This window comes from Paraburkholderia sp. MM5482-R2 (assembly GCF_050436125.1).
GTDB classification, from domain to species: Bacteria; Pseudomonadota; Gammaproteobacteria; order Burkholderiales; family Burkholderiaceae; genus Paraburkholderia; species Paraburkholderia tuberum.
Genome location: NZ_JBNDLP010000003.1, coordinates 452,940 through 474,307, shown reverse-complemented (window position 1 = coordinate 474,307; position 21,368 = coordinate 452,940). Strand labels below are relative to the sequence as shown.

The following is a 21,368-nucleotide window of genomic DNA, read 5'->3' as shown; positions in this document are numbered from 1 at the left end:
TGGATGCACAAATGTAGGCAGGCAAAGGAGACTTATAACTGCCTTGCCAGTCCTGATATCAAGAGTCGACTTCGGTCGAGAAGTCGTCAGCGATCGCCCCGGCGACTGGCCGAAGTGCATCAAAAAACAGCCTCAGGATGCGGAAGCCGTCGACCGGCAGCAGCGGATCGAGCCTGCATGAAAACGCGTTGATCGCCTGAACCGGATCAACTCATTCAGCATGGGTGACCGGATGAAGCTTTAGTGCAGCGTGTAGAGAGTCTGCGGCCCCTCGGCATAGAGGGTCATGGCGACCTTCAGGATCTCATTGCGATTCCGGTCGAAGGAGGCCAGCACCTCGGCTTCGTCAGTACCGAGGGCGGAGTCGAAATGCTTCAGTACGCGGTCTTCCACAAAGAAGGTAATCTCGCGTGCTTTGTCGTATCCCCAGAACCACACGCCATGCCTGATCCCATCATAGCTGCGGCTGGGGTTGGAAAAACTGAGTGCCATGTGTCGTCCTTCGTTCTACGCCTTGGATGGACCGGGTTGCACGCTCACTACCCGCGCGGAGCGCTCCCGCTAGTGCGGATCGCCTTTCATGCTTTCGGCTTCCATCGCGGCATGCAATTCCTCATACGCCTCGATTGGTTCCATGTCCTGATCGACGAACGCGGCTGCGCGCTCAGCGGCGCTCGACGCGTCGCCCGGAATATCGCTCTCGCTGTCGTCTTCGGTACTTGGCGGCAGCAGCATGTCCTCAAGCATCCCGCGCAGCTCGGGAGTATTCCATGGCTTGCCCAGCTTGGCCTTCCTGTTCAGGTAATGACGAATTTCCGAGTCTTGCTCGGCCGTGAGCGGAAGCCCACGAAAAGTGGGGTCCGAGTGGTGATGGATCATGATGCACCTCCCGAAGCGGTTTGCGCCTTCAATGTGGAGATATCAATTTACTGCGGTGAACGTTACAGGTTGCATGTGATCGCTGTGCCGCGTGTCCGCGGCCAACCGATTTACGTCTTCTTCTTGGCGACACCTTCGTTCGCCACCCGCGAACGAACCGTGCTGAACGGCTTTGCCGGCACTGACGGCTTCGCGGGTTGCTTGGGCTTTTTCGCTTCGCGAGTGCTGCGTAATTGACTCTTGGCCATGGTGTTGCTCCTGATGCGTTGCGTGAGAAGGTGGTACCCCCAGCATACGCGCTTAGTCTGGTTGCGGCGTCAAAATGAACTGATGTGGAGGGTCGCTACGCGGAAAACCGACAGGGTTGGCCCATTTTAGCGAAGTGCAGCCGCCACGGCCTCGTCAATCTGCAGCGCAAAGCGCGCTTCAACATCGGGCACCGTGTAGCCAATTGACAGTTCCAGATACGCGTCGCCTAGCACCAACTGAACGAATGTCGCTGCCCGCAATACAGCAGTCGATTCGTCAAATCGCTTTCGCAGAATTTTTGCCGCGAAGGCACGCACGACCTTTGCGCCATTTTCGTAAAAAACCTGGCCGAGTTCCGGAAGACGCTCGGCCTCAGCGACGATGGCCCGGTAAAGCCGCAGGTAATCCGGCACGATAAGGCTTCGTGCCAGCAACCACCCCAACTCGTGCAACTCGACTTCGGGTGATCCATCGGATTGCTCGTCCTGAGCCCCGGCAAGAAGTCCACCCACCTGAGCGCACATCGAACTCACCAGACCAACGAAGAGCGCCTCCTTCGACTTGAAGTGGCGGTAGACCGTCTGTTTGCCGACGCCAGCGGCCGCGGCGACATCGTCCATTGTTGCCAGGCCGAAACCTTGGCTTAAAAAAACGGTTCTCGCGCCTTCGAGGATGGCGGACCGCTTACGGCGTTGCAGCGGGCTCAGGTCGGGGAGAGAGGGTGTGTTCATCCCAGATAAATAACAGATCACCGCGTAGTTGACAAGACTGGTCAGTCTCGTTTAGATTTGCCAAAACGAGACCGATAAGTCTCGTTCGTGTGACTTTATCAACTTCGCAGGCAATCATCGAGGAGAACGCTATGGAACTGTTCATTACAGGTGGTACTGGCTACATCGGGCAAGCGGTGGCGCGCAAGGCAATCAGCCGCGGCCATCGGGTGACGGCGCTGGTGCGCCAGGACAGGTCGGCTGCTGCCAGCGCGCTGGCAGATCTCGGCGTGAAACTGCATTCCGGCGACCTGCGTGAGCCACAGTCTTTCGCTGCGACCGCCGGGGCCGCCGAGGGCGTGGTGCACATGGCGTCGACCAATGATGCTTCCGCCGGTGCCGTTGACGAGGCTGCGGCTGTAGCGATGCTTTCGCATTTGCAGCCGGGCGCGGCGTTTGTCTATACGTCGGGCACCTGGGTCTACGGCAATACGGAGGGGGAGCCCGCGACTGAAGCTTCGGCGCTGAACCCGACACCACTCATCGCCTGGCGGCCCGCAGTGGAGCAACATGTGCGGGCGCTAGCGGCGAGCCGCTCGATTGCCGCGGTGATTCTCAGGCCGGCGATGGTGCACGGCTACGGCGGTGGCGTCTTCGGCATGCTTGCCGGGATGGTCCGTCAGACCGGCAGTGTGAGGGTCGTCGGCGATGGTCGCGACCACTGGCCTGCCGTTCACGTCGACGATCTCGCCACGGCTTACCTGAGCGCTGTGGAGCAGGCGGCAAACGGGGACGGTCGGGTCACGGGACAGATCTTCAACGTGGTCGCGGAAGATGCCGTTGCCGTTGCCGAAATGGGTGAAGCGATTCGGGCCTCGGTCGGCGCCGATCGCGTCGAACTCTGGTCGCTCGACGATGCTCGCAAATCGCTTGGACTGTTCGCTGACGCACTGGCGCTCGACCAGACAGTAAGCGGCCAGCATGCCCGCCGAGTTCTTGCGTGGGAGCCCCATGGCCCCGGCCTGATTGCGGACCTCTCTGCACAAAAACACTTTCAGCAAATCAACGGAGCATGACGATGGTGTGGAACAGTGCGTCTTTAGAATCGATCCTCGCGACGATCGTAGCGGTTCTGTTCGCGGTTGCTGGGATGGTCAATCTCGCAAGACCCGGCGCGGTGAAGCGCGACTTCGCACGCTGGGGTTATCCGGCATGGTTTCAGTGGCTCTGTGGCGCTCTCGAGTTGTTGAGTGCGGCACTTCTTGCTGGACGACAAACCAGAGTCTTAGGCCTAACCCTGGCCGGTGCGATCATGATCGGTGCGCTCTTCACGTTGCTACGAAATCGGGAACCGTTCCGGCATCTCGCCCCGGCGCTGATCTTCTCGGCTCTCATTGTGGTTACTGCGGCGGTCCGCGGTTGAGGGTTCCTTGCCACCAGGCGAGTGAGCCCGGGACGCTAACAGGCCGTGCGGGCAATCCGTGCTGCGGGTACTTGAAATACGCACACGGATAGCTGCATTGGAGCAACTCCAGTTTGATCGCGTGCGTCATGCGTCCGCTTTTTTGTAGCGATGGCTGGGTGCTCCGGGTCGCCTGCCGCAGATCGCCGCTTTACGTGCCACGGGAAACGGTCCCTCATGCATGGGGCAGCGCGCGGCCACTACCGGCCATTCGTGGCGCATATCGGCGGCGTGGAAGATGGGATCGGAGACTCGCCCGACGTGCCAGAACTGGGAGACGATCAGACCGCCGGCTGCGTGAACCGCAGAGGTCCCCTCCTTCCAGCCCGCGACCTGCTTTTCCGTCCAGATGCCCGCGCGCGACGAGCGGGCGCTCCGGCGCCTTCAGTGCGGCGCCGGAGCGTCGAGATAGACGCCTGCCGACAACCCGGCCTTCACCTGCCGCGTGAACTCGTCGGTGGACACTTCCTCCGCCCCTGCCTCGATCGCGTCGTATGCCTGACGCACGACGTCGGCCGGCGTCGCCTTCGGCACTTCCAGCCCGCGCGTCAGATCCGTATCGATAAAACCGGCATGCAGCCCGACCACCTGCGTGTGCTGCTCGCGCAGCGAGTGACGCAGGCCGTTGGTCACCGCCCACGCGGCCGACTTCGACACGCCATAAGCCGCGAGAATCGGCCGGTTTATCCAGCTCGCAACAGACAGTACGTTCAGGATCGCGCCGCCGCCGTTGCCGGCAAGGTTGCCCGCGAACGCCTGCGACATCGACAGCATCCCGAACACGTTGGTGTCGAAGTGATCGCGTAACGCGTCGAGCGCGCCGTCGTCCGTCAGACTGCCGAGCCGCGCGATGCCCGCGTTGTTGATCAGAAGCGTGACGTCGCCCGCCGCGTCGGCGGCAGCGGCCACGGCCGCCGGATCGGTCACGTCAAGCTTCACGGGCACGACGCCCGGCAGCGTTACGCTGGCCGGATCGCGCGCGCCCGCATAGACCTTGCGCGCTCCTCTTTCGAGCGCCTGCTTCGCGAACTCGAGGCCAAGCCCGCGGTTCGCACCCGTCACGAAAACAACAGCACCTTCGATCTTCATATCTCATCCTTTCGCATGATGAATCGCATGGGCGCCGGTTCGCAGCGCGCGTGAAATCCGGAGAAAACAAACCTGCCCTTGCGTACCGAACCGTTGCGCCGCCGAACGGCGCCAACGTCCGCCGCCCGCCGGCATCAAAGAACCGCGATCAACCTGGACTGCCATCCGTGCCACGCCGGCGTTGCTTCGCGTTATGCGCGAAAGTCGGCTACACTCATGTCAATGTCGATCACCATCGTCTTACGGCGCATTGTGTCGACGTAATTACGGCATGTCAATGGTGATCGACATTGTGTTTTTCAATCGACGCGATCGCTTGTATAAGGGAGAGATCGATGGGGGTGTCACGACAGCAGGCCGCCGAGAACCGCAGCGCGATCGTCGCGGCCGCCGAGCGGCTTTTCCGGGTACGCGGAGTCGATGCCGTGGGGCTGACGGAGTTGATGAAGGAAGCCGGTTTTAGCCAGGGTGGCTTCTACAACCACTTCAAGTCGAAGGATGCGCTGGTCACCGCGGTCATGGAAAAGGCGATGCAAGACTACGCGGATTCGCCAAACGGCAGCAGCCTGGGGAAGCAGGCGGCACGCTACCTGTCCGCCTCGCACCGCGACAACGTCAAAGCAGGGTGCCCGCTGTCCGGCTTCGCTGGCGACGCTGCGCGGATGACCGACGCGGCGCGTGCGTCCTACGCGCGCGGCCTCGCCGCGTATCTCGACCGGCTTGCAGCCATGATCGCCACGGAAGACGCGACGACGGAACAAACCCGTCGCGATGCGATTGCAGCGTTCAGTCAGATGGTCGGGGCGCTCGTGCTGTCGCGTGCGATCGCAGGCGCCGACCCGGCCTTCGCCGACGAAATCCTCGACGCGGGGCGGCGCACGCTCGTCGACGCGCTCGACGACCCGGTCACGCCGGACAGCCGGCGCCGCAGGAGGTCGAATGGCTGATACGCCGCCTGCGGCCCCGGGGGCTCTGCATGGGAATGCGTAGGTCGGCGGGGGGCGTCCAACGTGAAGTTGCCTTCAACATTGACAATCCGGCGGACGTATCCTGGATATGCGTGTGCAAACAGCATCGCGATCGATCCGCCGATCGAGTGACCAACGACATCAACACGTCTTGCTCCGAAGCGTGCGTCAACGAACCCGCGAATATGCTCGACTTGCGCGAGTAAGGAAATCTGCTCGAACGGGACGGACCGATGCTTTCCATAGCCGAGCAAATCGGGGGAGGCGTGCTTGGGTTCGTATTGCCATGCGTCCAAGGTTCCGATGAAGCCGTGAATGAAAATGACGGGCGGGTCGTTCTTCATATCGGTCGTCCTCTCTTCGTCATCAAGTTCTTCGAGTTCAAGCAAATGAGTCCGATCGTGGTCAAGTAACTCACGCACGAGTTCTTCGAGAGTCATGCGCCGCACACCATCGCGGAGCCCGCAACGCATAAGCTGCTCCGCTCGCAACCCAGATTGAATGGCACATGAACCGGATTCTGGACGGCGTCCACTCTTCGTCAGCCTATGACACGACGACTGTAAATTCGACCCCTGATTCAAAGTCCAGCGTCGTGGTCGAAAAGCGGGGGTCGTCGTCGAGGTAGTGCTTGTACGGCCGAACGGCGTCCTCGGCTGTGTACATATTGTCGGCGAGAATGATAGATCCGGGACGCAGCAGGCGCTCGATCTGTTTGAACAGCTCCAGATAGGCGTCGGCCCATACGTCGATAAACACCATGTCGAAAGTGCCGTCCAGTCCGGCAACGGTCTGGAAGACATCGCCCTCCCGCAGTTCAACATAAGCGTCTACGCCCGCCGTTCTGACGTGGGCCCGAAGTTGTGCGCACTTAACAGCATCGAGTTCAGTCGCTACAACCGTCCCACTGCCTAACGTGCGAAGGGCCTCGGCGAAATACAGCGTGGACACGCCGCAGGAACTGCCGAGCTCGAGGATTCGAGCCGGCCTGTGCGAAAGCACCATGTTGCGTAAGAACCGTCCCGTTTCCGCTGACACGGCTAACGATAAAGCAGTGCCTTGCGAGGATTCGAAATCTTCGCTCGATAGCCCGAGCGTTTCGAGAAACCGTCCACGGAGTCGAGGTACGAGCGTTTCGTATTCCTCCGCGAGACTCAGAAACTCCTCGCTCGATCCCTGAAATTGCGCCTGTGCGCGGGCTATCACTTCTGTCTGGCTCTGTTCGTGAAGCTGTCGCAGAAGATCCGTGGTTGATGAAGCCATGTGCGCTCCTTGAGGAGATCGATAATACTGACCACTGCGCCAGGCGGCCTGCGCTTTTCTTAAAACGCGTAACGCTATGCCGTTCTGACGAGCTTGATCGCGCGTTCAGGGCACGCCGTCACACAAAGACCGCACGACCGGCAGGCGTACGCGTTCGGTGTGTAGGCGACTTTCATTCCATGCACGCGTAGCTTGAGGCGGTGCATCAAATCGAGGCTGAGATAATCGACGTCATCGATGCGCCGGATCTCAAACACATTCTCAGGGCAGACCTCCAGGCAATCGCCCTTGCCTTCGCAACGTTTCAGGTCGACGACTGGCGCAATCACGCCCGGCTTCTGTTTGCAGTCGCCCGTTGATTTCTCGCGCATGGTCAATCTCCCGCGCGCCGGTCGCGGCCCGATCGCCATGCCGTCTGGAAATGCTCCCGTTCTTCGGGCGTCATCGCTTCCCATTTGCGCCAGTGACGCCGTTCGCGCCAGCCGCCGTGTCCGCGGAATCCGCCAAACAGGATGCGGCTCAAAACCAGCAAGCCCAACGCATGCGCGAAGTCGATCGCACGGGCGCCAACGAAAAGCGCCGGAATCACCCAATTCCATAGCGTCATGACCACCCATCCGAGCACCGCTATGGCAACCACCACGAGCAGCGCTTTGCCCACACATCTGATTCGAAACTTCATCCCTCGACTCCTCTATATATCCAGTTCGTCATAAATGGCCTGCAGTCGGGCGCGCAGATGCAAGACCGCGTAGCGTTTGCGCGCGAGCAGCGTATTGAGCGTGACACCGCTTTCCGCCACCATGTCTTTGAAGGACCGCCCCTCCAGCTCGTGCGCGATAAATACTTCACGTTGATTCGGCGGCAACTCATCGAGCGCATCCTGCAAGGCCTTGAGCAATACAGCGCGAGCGTAGAGGGCTTCGGGGCCTGCATCGTGCGCCGGTAACGTGAGGTCGAGGCGATACTCACCGCTGGCGTCGTCCTCGGCCTCAGACAGATCGGTCAGCGGTTGCTCCTTCTTCTTGCGAAAACGATCGATGATGCGATTGCGCGCGGCACGGAAAAGCCACGCGCTCGCCTGTTCGATCGGAGCGGGAAGCCGGTAAGCCTGCACGAATTCGTGGAACACATCCTGCAGGATGTCTTCGGCGTCGTCCGGGTCGCGTATTCGACGCCGGATAAAATTGACGAGCCTCGTGCGCTCACGCACCACGGTCGCGGTGATGTCGCTGTCTCGGTCGGTCATCGGGTGCGAGGTGGGTGGCGGTTCCATGCGCCTGAAGACGTTTCAGGAGCGCGAATATTGTGGTGAGCGCGAAAAATCTTTCCTTGAGCAACTGCCGGTTCGCTTGAGGCAGTGCGTGACAAGGTTGTGACCATGGATTGACCGGAAGACGTGGGTGCGTTTCCGTGGCGATGCCGCGAAATCCAACCAACGTCCATAAGACCGACACCCAATCCAGGCATAACCGCGTTCGTTTCAGAGAGAGCCGCCGCAACGACAACCGCGCATGTAAGTAGAATCGTCAACATTCGGCCCGGCATTTAATGGCCGTTCCCAATTGGCGAGACACGGCGATGAAGGTAACGATTGCGTACATCGAAGAACCCCCGTTCGGTTGGACGGAAGCAGATAGTACCCCCACGGGCGCTGACATCGATCTGGCCGACGCGGTTCTTCGGGCGATCGGCGTAACCCGGATCGAGCATCATCTGACGTCGTTTAGTGAACTCCTGCCCGGCGTTGAAGCAGGCAGGTGGGATATGAACGTTCCGCTGTTCGTCACACGCGAACGCGCCAATATGGTCGCGTTCAGCGCCCCGGTATGGGGGATCGCAGACGGTTTTCTGGTTCGGACTGGAAACCCGAAAGCGCTCGACAGCTACGTGTCGCTTGCCAAACGCGCTGATGCGCGCCTTGGCATCATAGCTGGACAGGTGCAGCACGACTCAGCGAAAGCGTCTGGCGTAAGCGAGGACCAAATAGTCGTCTTCGAGCATCAGGCCGACGCTGTCGAAGCGGTTCTCTCTGGCGCCGTCGATGCGTATGCGAGCACGGCCTTGGGGAATCGGATCACTGCGAACCGGATCGGAGGCTCAATGCTCGAGGCTATCGAGCACGAACCGGGAACGAAGGGCAAGCAGCAGAAGCCTCCGCTCGGGGCATTTTCGTTCAATAGAAGTAACAGCGATCTGATCCATGCGGTAAACAAAGCCCTTCGTTCATATCTGGGCTCACCAGATCATCGTGCTCGCATGGCGGAATTCGGCCTGACAAACAACGAGATCGATCCCGCTCTCGCGGGTCGAGTACAAGACGGGCGTCGGCCAGGTGCTGCATCGAACCGCAAAATGCTACGATTGCCCATCGTTATATCCCTTGCGTCTCGCCCACATTCATGATCAAGCCCGCCTCTCTGCTTCTGTCGATCGCACTCGCCACGCCGCTTCCGGCTCTGGCGCTCGGCACCGATAATCCAGACTACGATCAATGCATTCTGGGTTCGCTAGGAAATAGCCAGAGTACTTTCGCGGCACGCGTGATTAACGATTCGTGCAGCGCGCTTTACAGAAATGGCGCACTGCTTCTGCCGCGGGAAAAGTCGTATCACGTGTGTGTGCTGCAGAATGTGCAAACCGTGCGAGGGGCATTTGCAGTTCAGCAGATATTGCGGGCATGCCGGCGTCAGAATCAGATGTGAGTCAGGACAGTCAGGACCTGACATTGCTGGTGCTCGACCACGCGTGGATCTGATGATCGTCACACACACTGCTCAAGCACACATCGTCTCGCAAAAGCAATATTGCCGTTCTCGCATCGAGAGCGGCGCTTCTCAATTGCGCGCTTAGCGCTACATTCCAATGCTCATCCCGCCGCCCGCGCTTGTGCCGGTGTTCGTGCCCGTGTTCGTACCTGAGCTCGACGTCGTATTCAGATCGATTCTTCCGTAGACGCCATCGGCTTCGTCATTCGGCCCCGCCGCGAAGAAGAGCGTGCTGGAAGGCTGATTGCTGAGATCGTTGCCGAACGCGATGCCCCACACGCCCTGCTCGACGATCGGACTGCCGTTCGGCCCACTGATCTGTCCCATCGACTGACCGCTCGACGCGTTGAACGCATTGATCATGCCATCGCCGAAATTGCCGATCAGTATTGCGCCGCTCATCGAGCCGAAGTTCCCGGGCGCTTGCGCAATGCCCCACGGCGCGTTCAACGGACCGCTTGTCGCGAAGCGTTGCTTCAGGTTGCCTGCGGTGTCGTACACATCGACCATGCCGAGCCCCGCGCCCGGGACATCGTCGTGTTTGGCTGCGTCTTGCATCGCGTAGGTGACGAACAGATTCGAGCCGATCGCCTGAATGCCGAACGGCGCGAAGCCGGCTGGAATCGCCGGGTCCGTGAAGGCGCCGGGCATCGCGACCTTCGTGAACGAGGTATCGAAGACGTCGATCTTGTCGTTATGGAAGTCCGTCGCGTAAAGGAAGTTGCCGTTGTTCATCGCGGCGAGCGCGAGACCCTTGTAGACGGCGCCGCCCGTACCGTCGTCGTACATGACGAACGCATTGGTCGGCCCTACGGCGGGCGCCCAGGCGGTGATGGTGCCGCCTTCGCCCGTGAAGATGAACGCAGCGACTCCAGACTTGCCGTTTTCCGTGACGCGGAAGCTTTGTGTTCCATTGAAAACGATGCCCGTGGGCGATGCGGAGCCGTTCTTGCCGTCGGGTATCGTAACGACCAGCGATTGCGGCACGCCATTGCCGTCATAGAGCGTCGCGACGTTGGTGCCGTTGTCCGCGACCCAGACGAAACCTTTGGGATTGAAGGCCACGCCCCAAGGGTTTTTCAGATTAGCGTCGGTGTGTGCAGCGGGCACCGCGCCATCGGATACGAGGGCCGTCGCTGCGAATGACGACTGGACGGGTGGGCTCGCGCTGCTCGAACTCGAACCACTGCCGCCACCGCCGCCGCATGACATCAGAGTCGCGACGGCCGCGCCGCATGCAACGACGCCGAATAGAGCGAGTAGAGACTTCATGACCGCACTCCTTGTTCTGCCCAAAGGACTTAACGGTCAATGAACGAGAACGGCGCGGGGTTTATTCCGGCGGAGAGCGGCTTATTTCGCGGCAGATCTCGTGCGATCCACCGGTTGAATCCGCGCCCCACGACCGCCACTCGGTGCGCCGCCGATCGCTTCGCTACCTACAAAAGCACGCGGCACGCTGTTTGCGACTTTCCTGTAGCGCAGGCGGCAACTGTCTGCGTCTATCTTCCAGTCCAATTAAGGAGGGGCGGATCATGAGCAAGGCAACCATCACACTAGTCGCGGCCGTCGCCGCACTCTCGCTGTCGGGCGGCGCTTTTGCGCAGGCGGCCGGAGGCCAGAGCGGCAGCGGTTCGACCGGTACAGCCGGCAGCACGGCTAGTCCGTCGAACCAGATGAACGGCGCAACGACGGGCGGCTACGGCATGCCGGGCACCACCAACACGGACAGCGGCATGGGCGCCAAGGCACCGAACTCGGGCCTGCCGAGCAGCAATAGCAGCTCGACGTCTGACACCACCGCCGCTCCCAAGAGCAACAACACGCTGGCGACCCCGAGCGTGGTGTCGCCAGCCGCTACCGGCCATTGACAGCTGGTAGAAATGACCGTCAGCCGCGAATCAGCGCAAGCACAAAGGGCTGCGATCGCAGCGACATAGGTGCAATTGCGACCGGCGCGCAGTTTCCCGGATATCAGGCGCTAGCTAATACGACCGATCTACGCGGTTCCATGCTGTCGCTATTCGACATTTCTCCACCGGGAATTACGCGCCGGGTTTCCAGGCAACGCATGAACTCCAAAATTTACGGCTCGCATTAGAAGCCGCGGAGCCGGTAGGCCGCGCGTTGCCGGTCACTCGATGCCGTGCATGCGCGTATGGCCGTCACACGCGAACCCATTTTTCACAATATCGATGCCAGTTTGGGCAATCGAAGCGAAAAGTCCAGCAAGCAGATAGCACAACGCGCAAGCGACGCTACCCGTGACCGCGAACTTCAGCAGAGGAGCTGCGGGTACGTTTCTCCACGCCAACGCGACGGCAACCAGAACGGGCGGAGGGATAACGTAGATCGTGCAGGCACGTCGCGACAGCGGCTGCCACGCGCCAACGAGTCTGTCGAAGCGTCGCTGGAAATTGCTTGCGAGAAATAATATTGTTCCCCACGCGACAAATGGCTCCCAGAACGCGTAGACGATTGCCAGCGGACGACCGCTCAATTCAGGAAGGTATGCGCCAAGAAAGTAGACGAGCGGCAATATAGGTAACGTGATCAGGGTGACGCGACACTCGGTCAATGGGTTGCATGTGACGCGTAGTGGCTGGAGAGAGGCGCCTGGCATGAGCATGCGGCCCACCGCCTCCCTATTGAAGCCTCATGGAGAGGCTCAAAGCCACGTGCCGCCTTGTCGCGCGCTCGGCTCTTGCGCAAGCGCATCGAAATCGTGAATCCAGTCGAGGTGATGCAGCATGCTGTCGCGCGCCCCTAGCCGCGCGTTGCGTTCCTGCGCGGCGGGGCCGTCCGGCAGATGCAACACGTCCGCGGTGCTGATCGACGCGTACTGCACCTTGCGCGTGCGGCCCCGGCGCAGACGCTCGTAGGCTTCCTGCGCTTCTCGCCACTTGCCTGGGCCCGCCTTGGCGAGTTGCGCGGCCAGCACCACGGCATCCTCGATCGACTGGTTGGCGCCCTGGCCGTGATGCGGCACGAGCGCATGCGCGGCATCGCCGATCAGCGTCACGCGGCCCTTGCTCCAGCGGCCCAGCGGCGGACGGTGAAACAGGCCCCAGCGCTGACTGATCGGCACGGCCGTGATCATCTGCACGACGGCCGGATGCCAGTCCTTGAACAGGCGCAGTTGCTCGCCTTCGGTCGACGGCATGACCCAGTCGCGCGACGGCCACGGCGACGGATGACGCTCGACCAGCAGGAAGTTCTGATCGCCCTTGTCGCCGATCGGATAATGCAGCAGATGGCCGCCGGGCCCGACCCAGAACTGGATCGTCTCCGGATCGGGCAACAGGTCCATGCGCTCGGCCGGCACGATGCCACGAAAGCCCGAGCAACCGGAATACTGCACGTCGTCGTAGCCGAGCATCCAGCGTCGCGTGATCGAGCGTGCGCCGTCGGCGCCGATCACGAGATCGGCATCGATGCGCCGACCGTTGTCGAACGCGAGACTCACGCGATCGGGATGCTGCACGAGATCGATCAAGCGATGGCTGAGCTCGATGTGCTCGAGACCAACTGCCTTCGACAGCACCGCCTGCAGATCGGCGCGATGAACGCCCCAGTACGAGCCACCGAACTGCTCGCGATAGCTGGGCATGCCGCGATGATGTCCAATGACGCTGCCGCTGCGGCCATCACGATAAATGAGCCCGGGTACTTCGGCGCACACGTTTTCGAACGCAGAGCGTAGCCCCATGCGCTCGTAAAAGCGCGTCGCGTTGGCCGACAGTGCGACGGCCGCGCCCACTTCGCGCAACTCATCGGTCTGCTCGTAGAGTTGCGCATCGATGCCATGTTCGCGTAGTGCGAGCGCCAGCGTAAGGCCGCCGATGCCGGCGCCGACGATCGCGATGCTCAGATCCATCCGGTTCATGATTGTGTCTCCGATATGCGGGTTTATCGATTCGGGCCACTCTGGAACGCGCGCCCGGCGCGTCGCATGCGGATACCGTGTTGGTATTTTCAGCACTAGACGATCATTGCTCAATAAGATGAAATGAATCTACTTCATCACTGAAATGAATGACCTTAGGTCATGCCGAGACCATGGAACTGAGCGATCTCGATCTCAACCTGCTGCTGCTGTTCCAGCGGCTGATGCAGGAGCGGCGCGTGGCGAGCGTCGCCGAGCAAATGAACATGAGCCAGCCGGGCGTCAGCAATGCGCTCGCGAAGCTGCGCCGCCTGCTCGGTGATCCGCTGTTCGTGCGGGCGCCGGGCGGCGTGGTGCCTACCCCGTTCGCGCTGCGTCTCGCGGAACCGGTCTCGCAGGCGCTCTCCACCTTGCACGCCGCGCTCAATCCGGTGACGGGCTTCGATCCGCTGCGCGAGATCCGTACGATGACGATCGGTATGACCGACATCGGCGAAGTCGTGTTTTTGCCCGCATTGCTGGAACGATTGTCGCGCGTCGCGCCAGGCATCGCGATGAATACGGTGCGCAATACGAGCGTCAATCTGAGCAACGAAATGGCCGACGGCCGGGTCGACCTGGCGATCGGTCTGCTGCCGCAGTTGAAGGGGGGGTTCTATCAGCGGCGTCTGTTCGATCAGCGCTACGTCTGTCTGTTCAGGCGCGCTCACCCACTCGAGGACGCGCCGCTCACGCTTTCCGCGTGGCGCGAAGCCGAGCATCTGGTGGTGGTGTCGGCCGGCACCGGCCACGGTCAAGTGGACGAGTGGCTGAAACGGCGCGGCGTGCGGCGTCAGGTGCGACTGACGGTGCCGCACTTCATGAGCGTCGGCTACATCCTGCAACGTACCGACCTGATCGCCACGGTGCCCGAGCGCCTCGCTCTGGAGTTGGCCACGCCGTTCTCGCTCAGCCTGCGCGCGCTGCCGATGACGCTGCCCGCCGCGCCGATCCATTTGTTGTGGCACGAGCGCGTCCATCAGGATGAAGGCAATCGCTGGCTGCGCGAGGTCGTGATCGACCTGTTCGCCGATACCGTGGCGGGTGGCAGGCGAGCGCGGGACGTGAGGAAGAAATAGGCCTCCGTTTGTAAGCGTCGATCGGAAGCTTCGCACTTACTCGAACGTTCCGGTTCGGACTTCGCCGTTGCGGGTGTAGCGCGTGATCAGCACGCCGCCGGGGGTGCTCGTCGCGTGTGCCATCCTGAAGGCGGACGCTTGCGCGTCGTTGCCGAACAGGCGTTTGCCGTGCCCGAGCATGACGGGATAAATCAGGAGTTGGAGTTCATCCACGAGGCCCGCCGCCAGCAGTTGGCGCACCATGTCGCCGCTGCCGAACGTCAATAGATCGGCACCGTCCTGAAGTTTCAGCGCGCGTATCGCGTCGGCAAGGTCGCCCTTCAGTGCATGACTGTTGTGCCAACCGAGCGTATCGGATCGATGCGTGGCCACGTGCTTGCGGACCTGATTGAACTGGTCGGCCATGTCGCGGTTGCGTGAATCGGCCGGTACATATGGCCAATACGACGCGAATATGTCGTACGTGCAACGCCCTAGCAGCAACTCGAACGGCTGCGCGAGCAGATGATGCACACTTGCGCCGACCGCTTCGTCGGCGTAAGGGACGATCCAGCCACCCAAACGAAAATCACCACTGGCATCCTCCTCGGGCGCACCGGGTGAAGCCGCGCGAGCGAGCATCGCGCGGTCGGCGCACAATGACTGGACCCACGGGTGCCTGCGCCGCAGGTGTGAAGGTGCGCACCACTCGCCAGCGCATGGTCGGAACATCGCCCGACACAGTGATGCGGACATAGCAGCCGGCGTAACGTCCGGTCGCCCGTGGCATTTCGTTCGATGGCCGATGGGTCTCAGCGGCCGTATTTGGCGTGCCCGTGCGACGCGTGGCAAGACGCGAAGCAGCCGCATCTGCCAGACATTACAAAAAAAGCACTGCTGTGGCCTGCCCACACAGTGCACAAAGACAACATCACCAGAAACATGTCCGTACCTTCAGCAACGACCGGATCGTGCGATTCCGCGCGGTCATTCACCCAACCGAAAGTGCTCGTCATTGTGGCGACCGTATGCTGCCTGCTGTGGGGCAGTTCGTACCCGGCAATTAAAATTGGCTATGCGTTGCTCGGAATCACGCAAAACGATATTCCTTCAAAGCTGATCTTCGCAGGCTACCGGTTCGTGCGGTCTCGCCTACACGACCGGCGTTCGCGGTTCGATCCTGAATTCGACAGCGACCTTCTTCAGTGCGCTGCTTGCCCATTTCATCTACAAGAACGACAAGGTCTCCCCACGCAAGGCACTTGGATGCCTGCTGGGATTCGTCGGCGTGATGGTCGTCAATTTTGGCGGCGGTCTGTTTGAATTTGCGTTCACCTTTTGCTATCCGCGATATGTCTGAACGAGAACATCATGGAATTGAAGAATCTCGTCGCGCTGGTGCTCGTATGTGGGGGGATCTGGCTGATCACGCGGCCGGCGCAACGGAGCGCTTGCTATTCGAGGGCTGGCGCGGCTTTGGGGCAAGGTCGAGGCTGTCGCCAAGGCCAAGGCTGAGCTTGTGGGGGTTCCGAAGCGCCGACTCCCCCTCAAACACTATCCGACGCAACCGGCAACCCCTCCGTCCTCCACCGCAGCATCCCACCGGCAAGATTCGCCACCTTGCCGAACCCCGCCTTCGTCAGCAACACGCTTGCCTGCGCCGAGCGCACGCCGGACCGGCACACCGCGACCACCGGCCGCTCGCGCTCCAGTTCATCGAGCCGCCCCGTCAATTGCGACAGCGGCACCAGCTTCGCGCCCGGCAGATGACCCAAACGATCGATGAACTCGGGCGCCTCGCGCACATCGACGATCTGAAACGCGGCGCCATGCTCGAGCAGCGCCATCGGCTCGATTTCCCACACGCCGCTAAAGCGCAGCGTCAACGGTGCCCAATCCGGCGTTTCGGTCGCAACTTCGGCGCCGCCTTCCGGCTGCCCGCAACGCATGTTTGCGGGCACCGCGACCGCCATCTGCTTCGGATGCGGCAAATTCAGGTTGTTCATGTACCCGGCGAAATCACCGACGTCGACGTCGCCGCCCAGACGCGGATTGAAGCGCCGCTCCTCGGTCACGCTCGTCACCGTGATGCCGCGATAATCGTGCGCGGGATAGAGGAGGCAGTCGTCCGGCAGTGACAGGATCTGCTCGCGCACGGACGCGAACAACTGCTGCGGACTGCCCTGCTGGAAATCGGTGCGGCCACAGCCGCGAATCAGCAGGCTGTCGCCGGTAAAGGCCATGCTCAGATCGTCGAGCACGTAGGTCAGGCAGCCGTTCGTATGGCCAGGCGTCGCGCGCACGCTCAGATGACGCGTGCCGAAGTCGATCCGATCGCCATGCGCGAGCGCTCGCGTGACGCCTTTCGCCTCGACGACCCCGGCAAGCCCGATCTCGCTGCCGCAACGCAAACGCATGCGCCATGCGCCGGTTACGTGATCAGCGTGCACGTGGGTATCGAGCGTCGTGAGCAGCCATAGGCCCAGCTCGCGCAGCAGCGCCTGATCGCGCGGCACCTGCTCGTAGACGGGGTCGATGAGCACCGCCTCGCCGCTGTCGCCGAGTAAGTACGTGTAGGTCGACGAAGCAGGATCGAACAGCTGACGAAAAATCATCTGTATCCCATAGGAAGGTCGGCGAGGCGGCCGCAAGCGGCCGCCTCGCCACATCTGTCAGCCCGGTTGTTTGGTGGTGCGCAGATACGGTTTGATAGTCTTGAAACCAGGGAAAATCTGCTGCGCCTCGTCGTTGCTAACCGCGGACGTGATGATCACGTCTTCGCCCTGCTTCCAGTTGACCGGCGTCGCGACCTTGTGTTTGGCGGTCAGTTGGATCGAATCGAGCACGCGCAGGATTTCGTCGAAGTTGCGGCCGGTGCTCATCGGGTAGGTCAGTGTCAGCTTGATCTTCTTGTCGGGACCGATGATGAAAACCGAGCGCACGGTCGCGTTGGTCGCGGCGGTGCGGCCCTCGCTGGTATCGCCCGCGTCGGCCGGCAGCATGTTGTACAGCTTGGCGATCGCGAGGTCGGTGTCGCCGATCATCGGGTATTTGACGGCGGCGCCCTGCGTTTCCTCGATGTCCGCGGCCCATTTTTCGTGGTCTTCGACCGGATCGACCGACAACCCGATCAGCTTCGCGTTGCGCCTGGTGAACTCCGGCTCGATCTTCGCCATGTAGCCCAGTTCAGTCGTGCAAACCGGCGTGAAGTCTTTCGGATGAGAGAACAGGACCGCCCATTGGTCGCCGATCCAGTCGTGGAAATCGATGGTGCCCTGCGTGGTCCGCGCGGTGAAGTTGGGCGCGGTGTCATTGATACGAAGTGACATATTGCCGTCCTGTGAAGTCGTGGTTAAGCGGAAGACCCGAGCCAGGCCTGTCTGCAACGGTCCAACACGAGCCCGGTTAATCTCGGGGATTGAAAATCACCAACGCTCACAACGATAGACGAAGCTTTCGCGGCGCATACACGCGCGGCAAGTAGGGCGTCGCCGTGCAGAAGAAGCTCGAGATCGCCGCCTGTCGGGCGAATACGAGCATTGCCGCATCGCAGTGAGATTTCAAATATAGCGCGTTACGCACAAGCCATGCTGACACCCATCGAAGTCAGTCCGGCTGGCCACTTCGAAACGGCTTAGGGGAATGACGTTTACCGGTAAATCATGGACATTCGACTCACCGGCGTGTGTTCGATAGCGCACAGATTTACCGAGCCTGATTTGATCAGACCGTTCGGTCGTCCACGCCATGCGAGCAAGCGCGAGGCGCGTCGGAGCGTGCGGTACTGAAGCGCTTGCAACAAACGCAGCCTCCGTCCGCTCGAAAAACATCTGCTGAATGCTCGCCATGATGGCCCGGTTTGACGGCGCAGTGCGGATATTCGCGATTGCGGCGGGTCAGTCCACAGTGCCTGGCGAGTCAGGCGAACCCGGTTCGTCAAAGAACTGCCAGATCGCCTTTATCGATAAACGGTCGGAACATGGCTCGCGGACGCCGCGCATTTTTCGGAGACGGGATAAGCGGCTTTTAAGGTTGCAGGGCGTACCTTCATATCCACACACTGAATACCGGTCACCCGTCGATCGCTATCTGTTCGCGGTCCACCTCAGCGTGAAGATCGACTCGCTTTCAATGCAGTTAGCGTGGTCCATTCGATCCATCGAAATTTGCCTATTCACCAAGGAGCCAACTTATGAAAGTACTTATCGCTCATGCGATCCTCGCAACCACAATCGCCATTCCAGCGCTCTCGTCGGCGCAGCCCCTCACTCGCTCCGAGGTGGAAGCGAACGTCATACAGGCCGAACAGAACGGCACGCTCCATCAGTCGAAAGTGCACTATCCGGACGAGAGCAGCCCGCGGCAGGCACACGCGAATAACGACTACGGTTCAGGGCCGGTAGTGAATTCGCAATCCGGACATCGCCTTTCCTTCACAACGCCCTCAGATAACGCGCTTTTCTCGCATCACTGAAGTACTGGTGAGCGTTCGACATTCCATACGATCGCGTTTCGATACTTCCACACGCCTAACTTCCGGTTCTCATGCGGACGTCGCGCGTCCGATCCAACGTCGATATGAAAAAGCTAGTGCGCTCGATTGACTTCATTCTGTTGACCGCCGCGTCGGTGGGCCTCGTCATGTTTGTCGTCTGGCGAGTGGCGACGGTAAAGGGGTAGTTTTAGGCTCACGCGAAACGGTTGTCCGTTAAAGGATCGCCCTGTGGTTGGCGTTCCGAATCGACATTGCACCAATACCTCGCGGAATGAAACCTTTCGCATGCTCCGCGAATGTGGATGAGCCGCAATCAAATACTAAGGAGTTCTGCGTTCCCACGTCTGCGAAGCATGTGCAGCTTCCACCACCAGGTCTTCCTGGGATACCTGCGAATCGCGCCACGATATCCGATACCGCGTAATCAGTCGAAACAATGCCGTCATAATTCAGCCGCACAATCCGATGCCACCAACAACCACAAGAAAGTCTCGTGATGCCTCATTTTCGCGTCCCTCTCCCGCTGCGCCTCACGGTGCTCGCAAGCGTGGCGGTACTCGCCGCGTGCGGTGGTAGCAATGATTCTTCTACGCCGAGCGCCTCGAACACTTCGACGACGACGGCGACGGCCACGATCCCGGCGCCCCCTGCCGACCCCGGTTTTGTCGACAACGCCGCAATCCCCGACGTGCCCGCGTTCGTCGACACGATTGCGACTAACCAGCGCGGCGATGCGCGATATGCGACGCTCGCCACGAATGCGGGCGTGCGTGTCGTCTCGCGATTCCTCGACATCTGGCAACCGTTGACCGAGATCGTCGATGCGGGCGTCTCCGCGCCCGCCAATGGTTCCTTTCCGGCTGTCGTGCAGTCCACGTGGACAGGACTACCCAATGACGGTACGCCGGGTGGGGCTGTCGTGAACAATGCCGTCCATGCCGCAAACATTCAATTCGTGGTCACCGAGACGACCAACCGGACTCAGGCACAGGCCGACGCAGCCTACTACGACGACCGGCGCGGCAAAGGTTATAGCGTGACCGATGGCATGGGACCGCTCACCAATGCGTGGCGCGCGGCGGCGCAGCAGGTAACGACCATCACGTCGATTCCGGCGGATGCGACGACCGTTCTGTACAACGACAACGGCAACAACATCGGCGTCGGCAGCAGTGGCGGCAACACCAGTTTCGGCCAGGTTGTCGACCTGCTCAACATCATGGGCAACAACGCGTCCACCGAGCCGGCCAAGCGCTTCTACAAATACGCCCGGCCATACCGCTGGAGCACGAGTGTCGTGGTAGATCCGACTCTGGTGCCTGCCGAGAGCACCACGCCTTCGACCGATGGCGGATTTATCAGCGGTCACGAGGCGGAGGCCATGCGCGACGCGATGACGATGGCCTACGTGCTGCCGGAGCGGTTCCAGGAGATGGCGAGCCGCGGCCTCGAACTTGGCGAAAACCGCATTTTCGCCGGTATGCACTCGCCGCTCGACGTCATTGCTGGTCGAATGTTTGCACTTGCGGCGACTGCTGCGAATCTTTCCGATCCGAGCAACGCCACCTTGAAGAGCGCCGCATTTAGCCAGGCGCACGCGGCCCTGATGCAGTCGACGAATACCAATTCGACGAGCTTCGCCGTTTTCGCCCACTCCGGCACGGCAGCGACGGACCGCTTCGCCGACTACGCGACGAACAAAGCGGACTTCACTCGCCGTATGACGTTCGGCTTTGCTCCGATCGAATCGACCAATGCGCCTCCCGTTGTGCCGAAGGGTGCGGAGGTGTTACTGGAGACGCGCTTTCCGTATCTGAGCGCTGAGCAGCGCCGCGTGGTGCTCAAAACGACCGAGCTTCCTTCCGGCTATCCGGTCATGGACGATGCGGAAGGGTGGGGCCGCCTCAACATGTTTGCAGCCGGGGACGGATATGGTGCGTTCCATGGCAGCGTCATCGTTTCGATGGATGCGTCCCAGGGCGGATTCAACGCGTCGGATTTGTGGCGCAACGACATTGCCGGCGCAGGGAAGTTGACGCTGCAGGGTAGCGGAACCTTGAAGCTCGGCGGCAACAACACCTGGTCGGGCGGCTCCCAGGTAAGCGGCGGCGTGCTCGAGGCCGATTCTCCGAATGCGTTCGGCACGGGCGACGTGTATGTGGGTGCGGGTGGCATCACCATCGCGGCGGCGTCGCCCGTGTCCATCGTCGGCAAGTACACGCAGCTCGCCGGCACGACACTCGAACTCGACATTGACGGTAAAGGCGCCGGCCAACTGCACGTTGGTAATCAGCTGAACATCGCCGGCGGCACGCTACACGTGAAGTTCGTGAGCGGCTATGCGCCCAAGGTCGGCGACACCATCGATCTGATCGATGGCAACGGGGCGACGAAGCAGTTCACGACGATCACGGTCGACGGCCACAAGGCGACGCCGGTCTACTCGTCGACCGGCGTGTCGGTGCACATCGATTCGTAATCCGGCCATATTGGCGTGGCTAT

Annotated in this window: 25 protein-coding genes and 3 pseudogenes; 10 read left to right on the top strand and 18 right to left on the bottom strand. The window is 61.1% G+C overall.

Annotation, left to right across the window (positions count from 1 at the left end):
- Positions 1 to 240: 240 nt before the first annotated feature.
- The 4 genes from OKW37_RS24305 to OKW37_RS24290 form a co-directional block, all read right to left on the bottom strand.
- On the bottom strand, positions 241 to 492 hold the full coding sequence (locus OKW37_RS24305; RefSeq protein WP_018425166.1) for a DUF1488 domain-containing protein: 252 nt from the start codon (positions 490 to 492) through the stop codon (positions 241 to 243).
- A gap of 69 nt (positions 493 to 561) precedes the next feature.
- Positions 562 to 879 (bottom strand): hypothetical protein, encoded by a 318-nt coding sequence (locus OKW37_RS24300; RefSeq protein WP_090807765.1) that lies wholly within the window; start codon positions 877 to 879, stop codon positions 562 to 564.
- Positions 880 to 989: 110 nt separating this feature from the next.
- A complete protein-coding gene (locus OKW37_RS24295; protein WP_184061502.1) occupies positions 990 to 1,127 on the bottom strand; it encodes a hypothetical protein in 138 nt (45 codons plus the stop codon).
- Between the two features lie 126 nt (positions 1,128 to 1,253).
- A complete protein-coding gene (locus OKW37_RS24290; protein WP_184061501.1) occupies positions 1,254 to 1,859 on the bottom strand; it encodes a TetR/AcrR family transcriptional regulator in 606 nt (201 codons plus the stop codon).
- A 131-nt stretch (positions 1,860 to 1,990) separates the two neighbouring features.
- On the opposite strand from OKW37_RS24290, the gene OKW37_RS24285 reads away from it, so the two are divergent.
- Complete coding sequence (locus OKW37_RS24285; RefSeq protein ID WP_429404044.1) at positions 1,991 to 2,914, top strand: NAD-dependent epimerase/dehydratase family protein; 924 nt, start codon at positions 1,991 to 1,993, stop codon at positions 2,912 to 2,914.
- A 2-nt stretch (positions 2,915 to 2,916) separates the two neighbouring features.
- Positions 2,917 to 3,261: a DoxX family protein gene (locus OKW37_RS24280; protein ID WP_184061499.1), complete on the top strand. Its 345-nt coding sequence runs from the start codon at positions 2,917 to 2,919 to the stop codon at positions 3,259 to 3,261.
- 258 nt (positions 3,262 to 3,519) lie between these two features.
- Here the strand turns inward: OKW37_RS24280 and OKW37_RS24275 are convergent.
- Together OKW37_RS24275 and OKW37_RS24270 are read right to left on the bottom strand one after the other, a co-directional pair.
- A pseudogene (locus OKW37_RS24275) lies at positions 3,520 to 3,654 on the bottom strand (alkene reductase); the annotation flags it as partial.
- Positions 3,655 to 3,684: 30 nt separating this feature from the next.
- Positions 3,685 to 4,389 (bottom strand): SDR family oxidoreductase, encoded by a 705-nt coding sequence (locus tag OKW37_RS24270; protein WP_184004977.1) that lies wholly within the window; start codon positions 4,387 to 4,389, stop codon positions 3,685 to 3,687.
- A 335-nt stretch (positions 4,390 to 4,724) separates the two neighbouring features.
- Between OKW37_RS24270 and OKW37_RS24265 the strand changes: the two genes are divergently transcribed.
- Positions 4,725 to 5,336, top strand: coding sequence for a TetR family transcriptional regulator (locus tag OKW37_RS24265; RefSeq protein ID WP_429404407.1), 612 nt, complete (start codon positions 4,725 to 4,727; stop codon positions 5,334 to 5,336).
- A 44-nt stretch (positions 5,337 to 5,380) separates the two neighbouring features.
- Here OKW37_RS24265 and OKW37_RS24260 read toward each other — a convergent pair.
- From OKW37_RS24260 to OKW37_RS24235, 6 genes and pseudogenes are all read right to left on the bottom strand, one after another.
- A pseudogene (locus tag OKW37_RS24260) lies at positions 5,381 to 5,701 on the bottom strand (alpha/beta fold hydrolase); the annotation flags it as partial.
- A gap of 24 nt (positions 5,702 to 5,725) precedes the next feature.
- Positions 5,726 to 5,842 (bottom strand): annotated as a pseudogene (locus tag OKW37_RS24255) (DinB family protein); the annotation flags it as partial.
- Between the two features lie 61 nt (positions 5,843 to 5,903).
- Positions 5,904 to 6,620 carry an O-methyltransferase gene (locus OKW37_RS24250; RefSeq protein ID WP_429404041.1) on the bottom strand — a complete coding sequence of 239 codons (717 nt, stop codon included), beginning with the start codon at positions 6,618 to 6,620 and terminating at the stop codon, positions 5,904 to 5,906.
- A gap of 74 nt (positions 6,621 to 6,694) precedes the next feature.
- The gene (locus OKW37_RS24245; RefSeq protein ID WP_184061497.1) at positions 6,695 to 6,991 is read right to left on the bottom strand and encodes a 4Fe-4S dicluster domain-containing protein; all 297 of its coding nucleotides are present in this window, start codon (positions 6,989 to 6,991) and stop codon (positions 6,695 to 6,697) included.
- A gap of 2 nt (positions 6,992 to 6,993) precedes the next feature.
- Positions 6,994 to 7,302 (bottom strand): hypothetical protein, encoded by a 309-nt coding sequence (locus OKW37_RS24240; protein WP_184070297.1) that lies wholly within the window; start codon positions 7,300 to 7,302, stop codon positions 6,994 to 6,996.
- Between the two features lie 12 nt (positions 7,303 to 7,314).
- Positions 7,315 to 7,896: an RNA polymerase sigma factor gene (locus OKW37_RS24235; protein ID WP_187611635.1), complete on the bottom strand. Its 582-nt coding sequence runs from the start codon at positions 7,894 to 7,896 to the stop codon at positions 7,315 to 7,317.
- Between the two features lie 305 nt (positions 7,897 to 8,201).
- Between OKW37_RS24235 and OKW37_RS24230 the strand changes: the two genes are divergently transcribed.
- Positions 8,202 to 9,026, top strand: a complete 825-nt coding sequence (locus OKW37_RS24230) for a transporter substrate-binding domain-containing protein (RefSeq protein ID WP_429404038.1) — start codon at positions 8,202 to 8,204, stop codon at positions 9,024 to 9,026.
- Complete coding sequence (locus tag OKW37_RS24225) at positions 9,023 to 9,325, top strand: VF_A0006 family four-cysteine protein (protein WP_018423858.1); 303 nt, start codon at positions 9,023 to 9,025, stop codon at positions 9,323 to 9,325. The genes OKW37_RS24230 and OKW37_RS24225 overlap by 4 nt, the downstream gene beginning before the upstream one ends.
- Before the next feature lie 150 nt (positions 9,326 to 9,475).
- Here OKW37_RS24225 and OKW37_RS24220 read toward each other — a convergent pair whose 3' ends face one another.
- Positions 9,476 to 10,660, bottom strand: coding sequence for a TIGR03118 family protein (locus tag OKW37_RS24220; protein ID WP_429404036.1), 1,185 nt, complete (start codon positions 10,658 to 10,660; stop codon positions 9,476 to 9,478).
- 263 nt (positions 10,661 to 10,923) lie between these two features.
- On the opposite strand from OKW37_RS24220, the gene OKW37_RS24215 reads away from it, so the two are divergent.
- On the top strand, positions 10,924 to 11,259 hold the full coding sequence (locus OKW37_RS24215; RefSeq protein ID WP_429404034.1) for a hypothetical protein: 336 nt from the start codon (positions 10,924 to 10,926) through the stop codon (positions 11,257 to 11,259).
- A 263-nt stretch (positions 11,260 to 11,522) separates the two neighbouring features.
- Here the strand turns inward: OKW37_RS24215 and OKW37_RS24210 are convergent, their stop codons facing one another.
- Positions 11,523 to 12,017 (bottom strand): hypothetical protein, encoded by a 495-nt coding sequence (locus OKW37_RS24210; RefSeq protein WP_429404032.1) that lies wholly within the window; start codon positions 12,015 to 12,017, stop codon positions 11,523 to 11,525.
- A 39-nt stretch (positions 12,018 to 12,056) separates the two neighbouring features.
- Positions 12,057 to 13,274, bottom strand: a complete 1,218-nt coding sequence (locus tag OKW37_RS24205) for an FAD-dependent monooxygenase (protein ID WP_429404030.1) — start codon at positions 13,272 to 13,274, stop codon at positions 12,057 to 12,059.
- A gap of 173 nt (positions 13,275 to 13,447) precedes the next feature.
- On the opposite strand from OKW37_RS24205, the gene OKW37_RS24200 reads away from it, so the two are divergent.
- The gene (locus OKW37_RS24200; RefSeq protein ID WP_429404028.1) at positions 13,448 to 14,392 is read left to right on the top strand and encodes a LysR family transcriptional regulator; all 945 of its coding nucleotides are present in this window, start codon (positions 13,448 to 13,450) and stop codon (positions 14,390 to 14,392) included.
- Positions 14,393 to 14,428: 36 nt separating this feature from the next.
- Here the strand turns inward: OKW37_RS24200 and OKW37_RS24195 are convergent, their stop codons facing one another.
- Positions 14,429 to 15,013, bottom strand: coding sequence for a dihydrofolate reductase family protein (locus OKW37_RS24195; RefSeq protein WP_429404026.1), 585 nt, complete (start codon positions 15,011 to 15,013; stop codon positions 14,429 to 14,431).
- Between the two features lie 535 nt (positions 15,014 to 15,548).
- Between OKW37_RS24195 and OKW37_RS24190 the strand changes: the two genes are divergently transcribed.
- Positions 15,549 to 15,731 carry a hypothetical protein gene (locus tag OKW37_RS24190; RefSeq protein ID WP_429404405.1) on the top strand — a complete coding sequence of 61 codons (183 nt, stop codon included), beginning with the start codon at positions 15,549 to 15,551 and terminating at the stop codon, positions 15,729 to 15,731.
- A 187-nt stretch (positions 15,732 to 15,918) separates the two neighbouring features.
- Here OKW37_RS24190 and OKW37_RS24185 read toward each other — a convergent pair whose 3' ends face one another.
- On the bottom strand, positions 15,919 to 16,986 hold the full coding sequence (locus tag OKW37_RS24185) for a rhodanese-like domain-containing protein (protein ID WP_184058002.1): 1,068 nt from the start codon (positions 16,984 to 16,986) through the stop codon (positions 15,919 to 15,921).
- Positions 16,987 to 17,043: 57 nt separating this feature from the next.
- Positions 17,044 to 17,700 (bottom strand): peroxiredoxin, encoded by a 657-nt coding sequence (locus tag OKW37_RS24180; protein WP_184058000.1) that lies wholly within the window; start codon positions 17,698 to 17,700, stop codon positions 17,044 to 17,046.
- Between the two features lie 863 nt (positions 17,701 to 18,563).
- Here OKW37_RS24180 and OKW37_RS24175 point away from each other — a divergent pair.
- Together OKW37_RS24175 and OKW37_RS24170 are read left to right on the top strand one after the other, a co-directional pair.
- Positions 18,564 to 18,845 (top strand): DUF4148 domain-containing protein, encoded by a 282-nt coding sequence (locus OKW37_RS24175; protein WP_429404024.1) that lies wholly within the window; start codon positions 18,564 to 18,566, stop codon positions 18,843 to 18,845.
- 517 nt (positions 18,846 to 19,362) lie between these two features.
- Entirely contained in the window at positions 19,363 to 21,345 is a 1,983-nt protein-coding gene (locus OKW37_RS24170) for a phosphatase PAP2 family protein (protein ID WP_429404022.1), read from the top strand.
- Positions 21,346 to 21,368 lie beyond the last annotated feature (23 nt).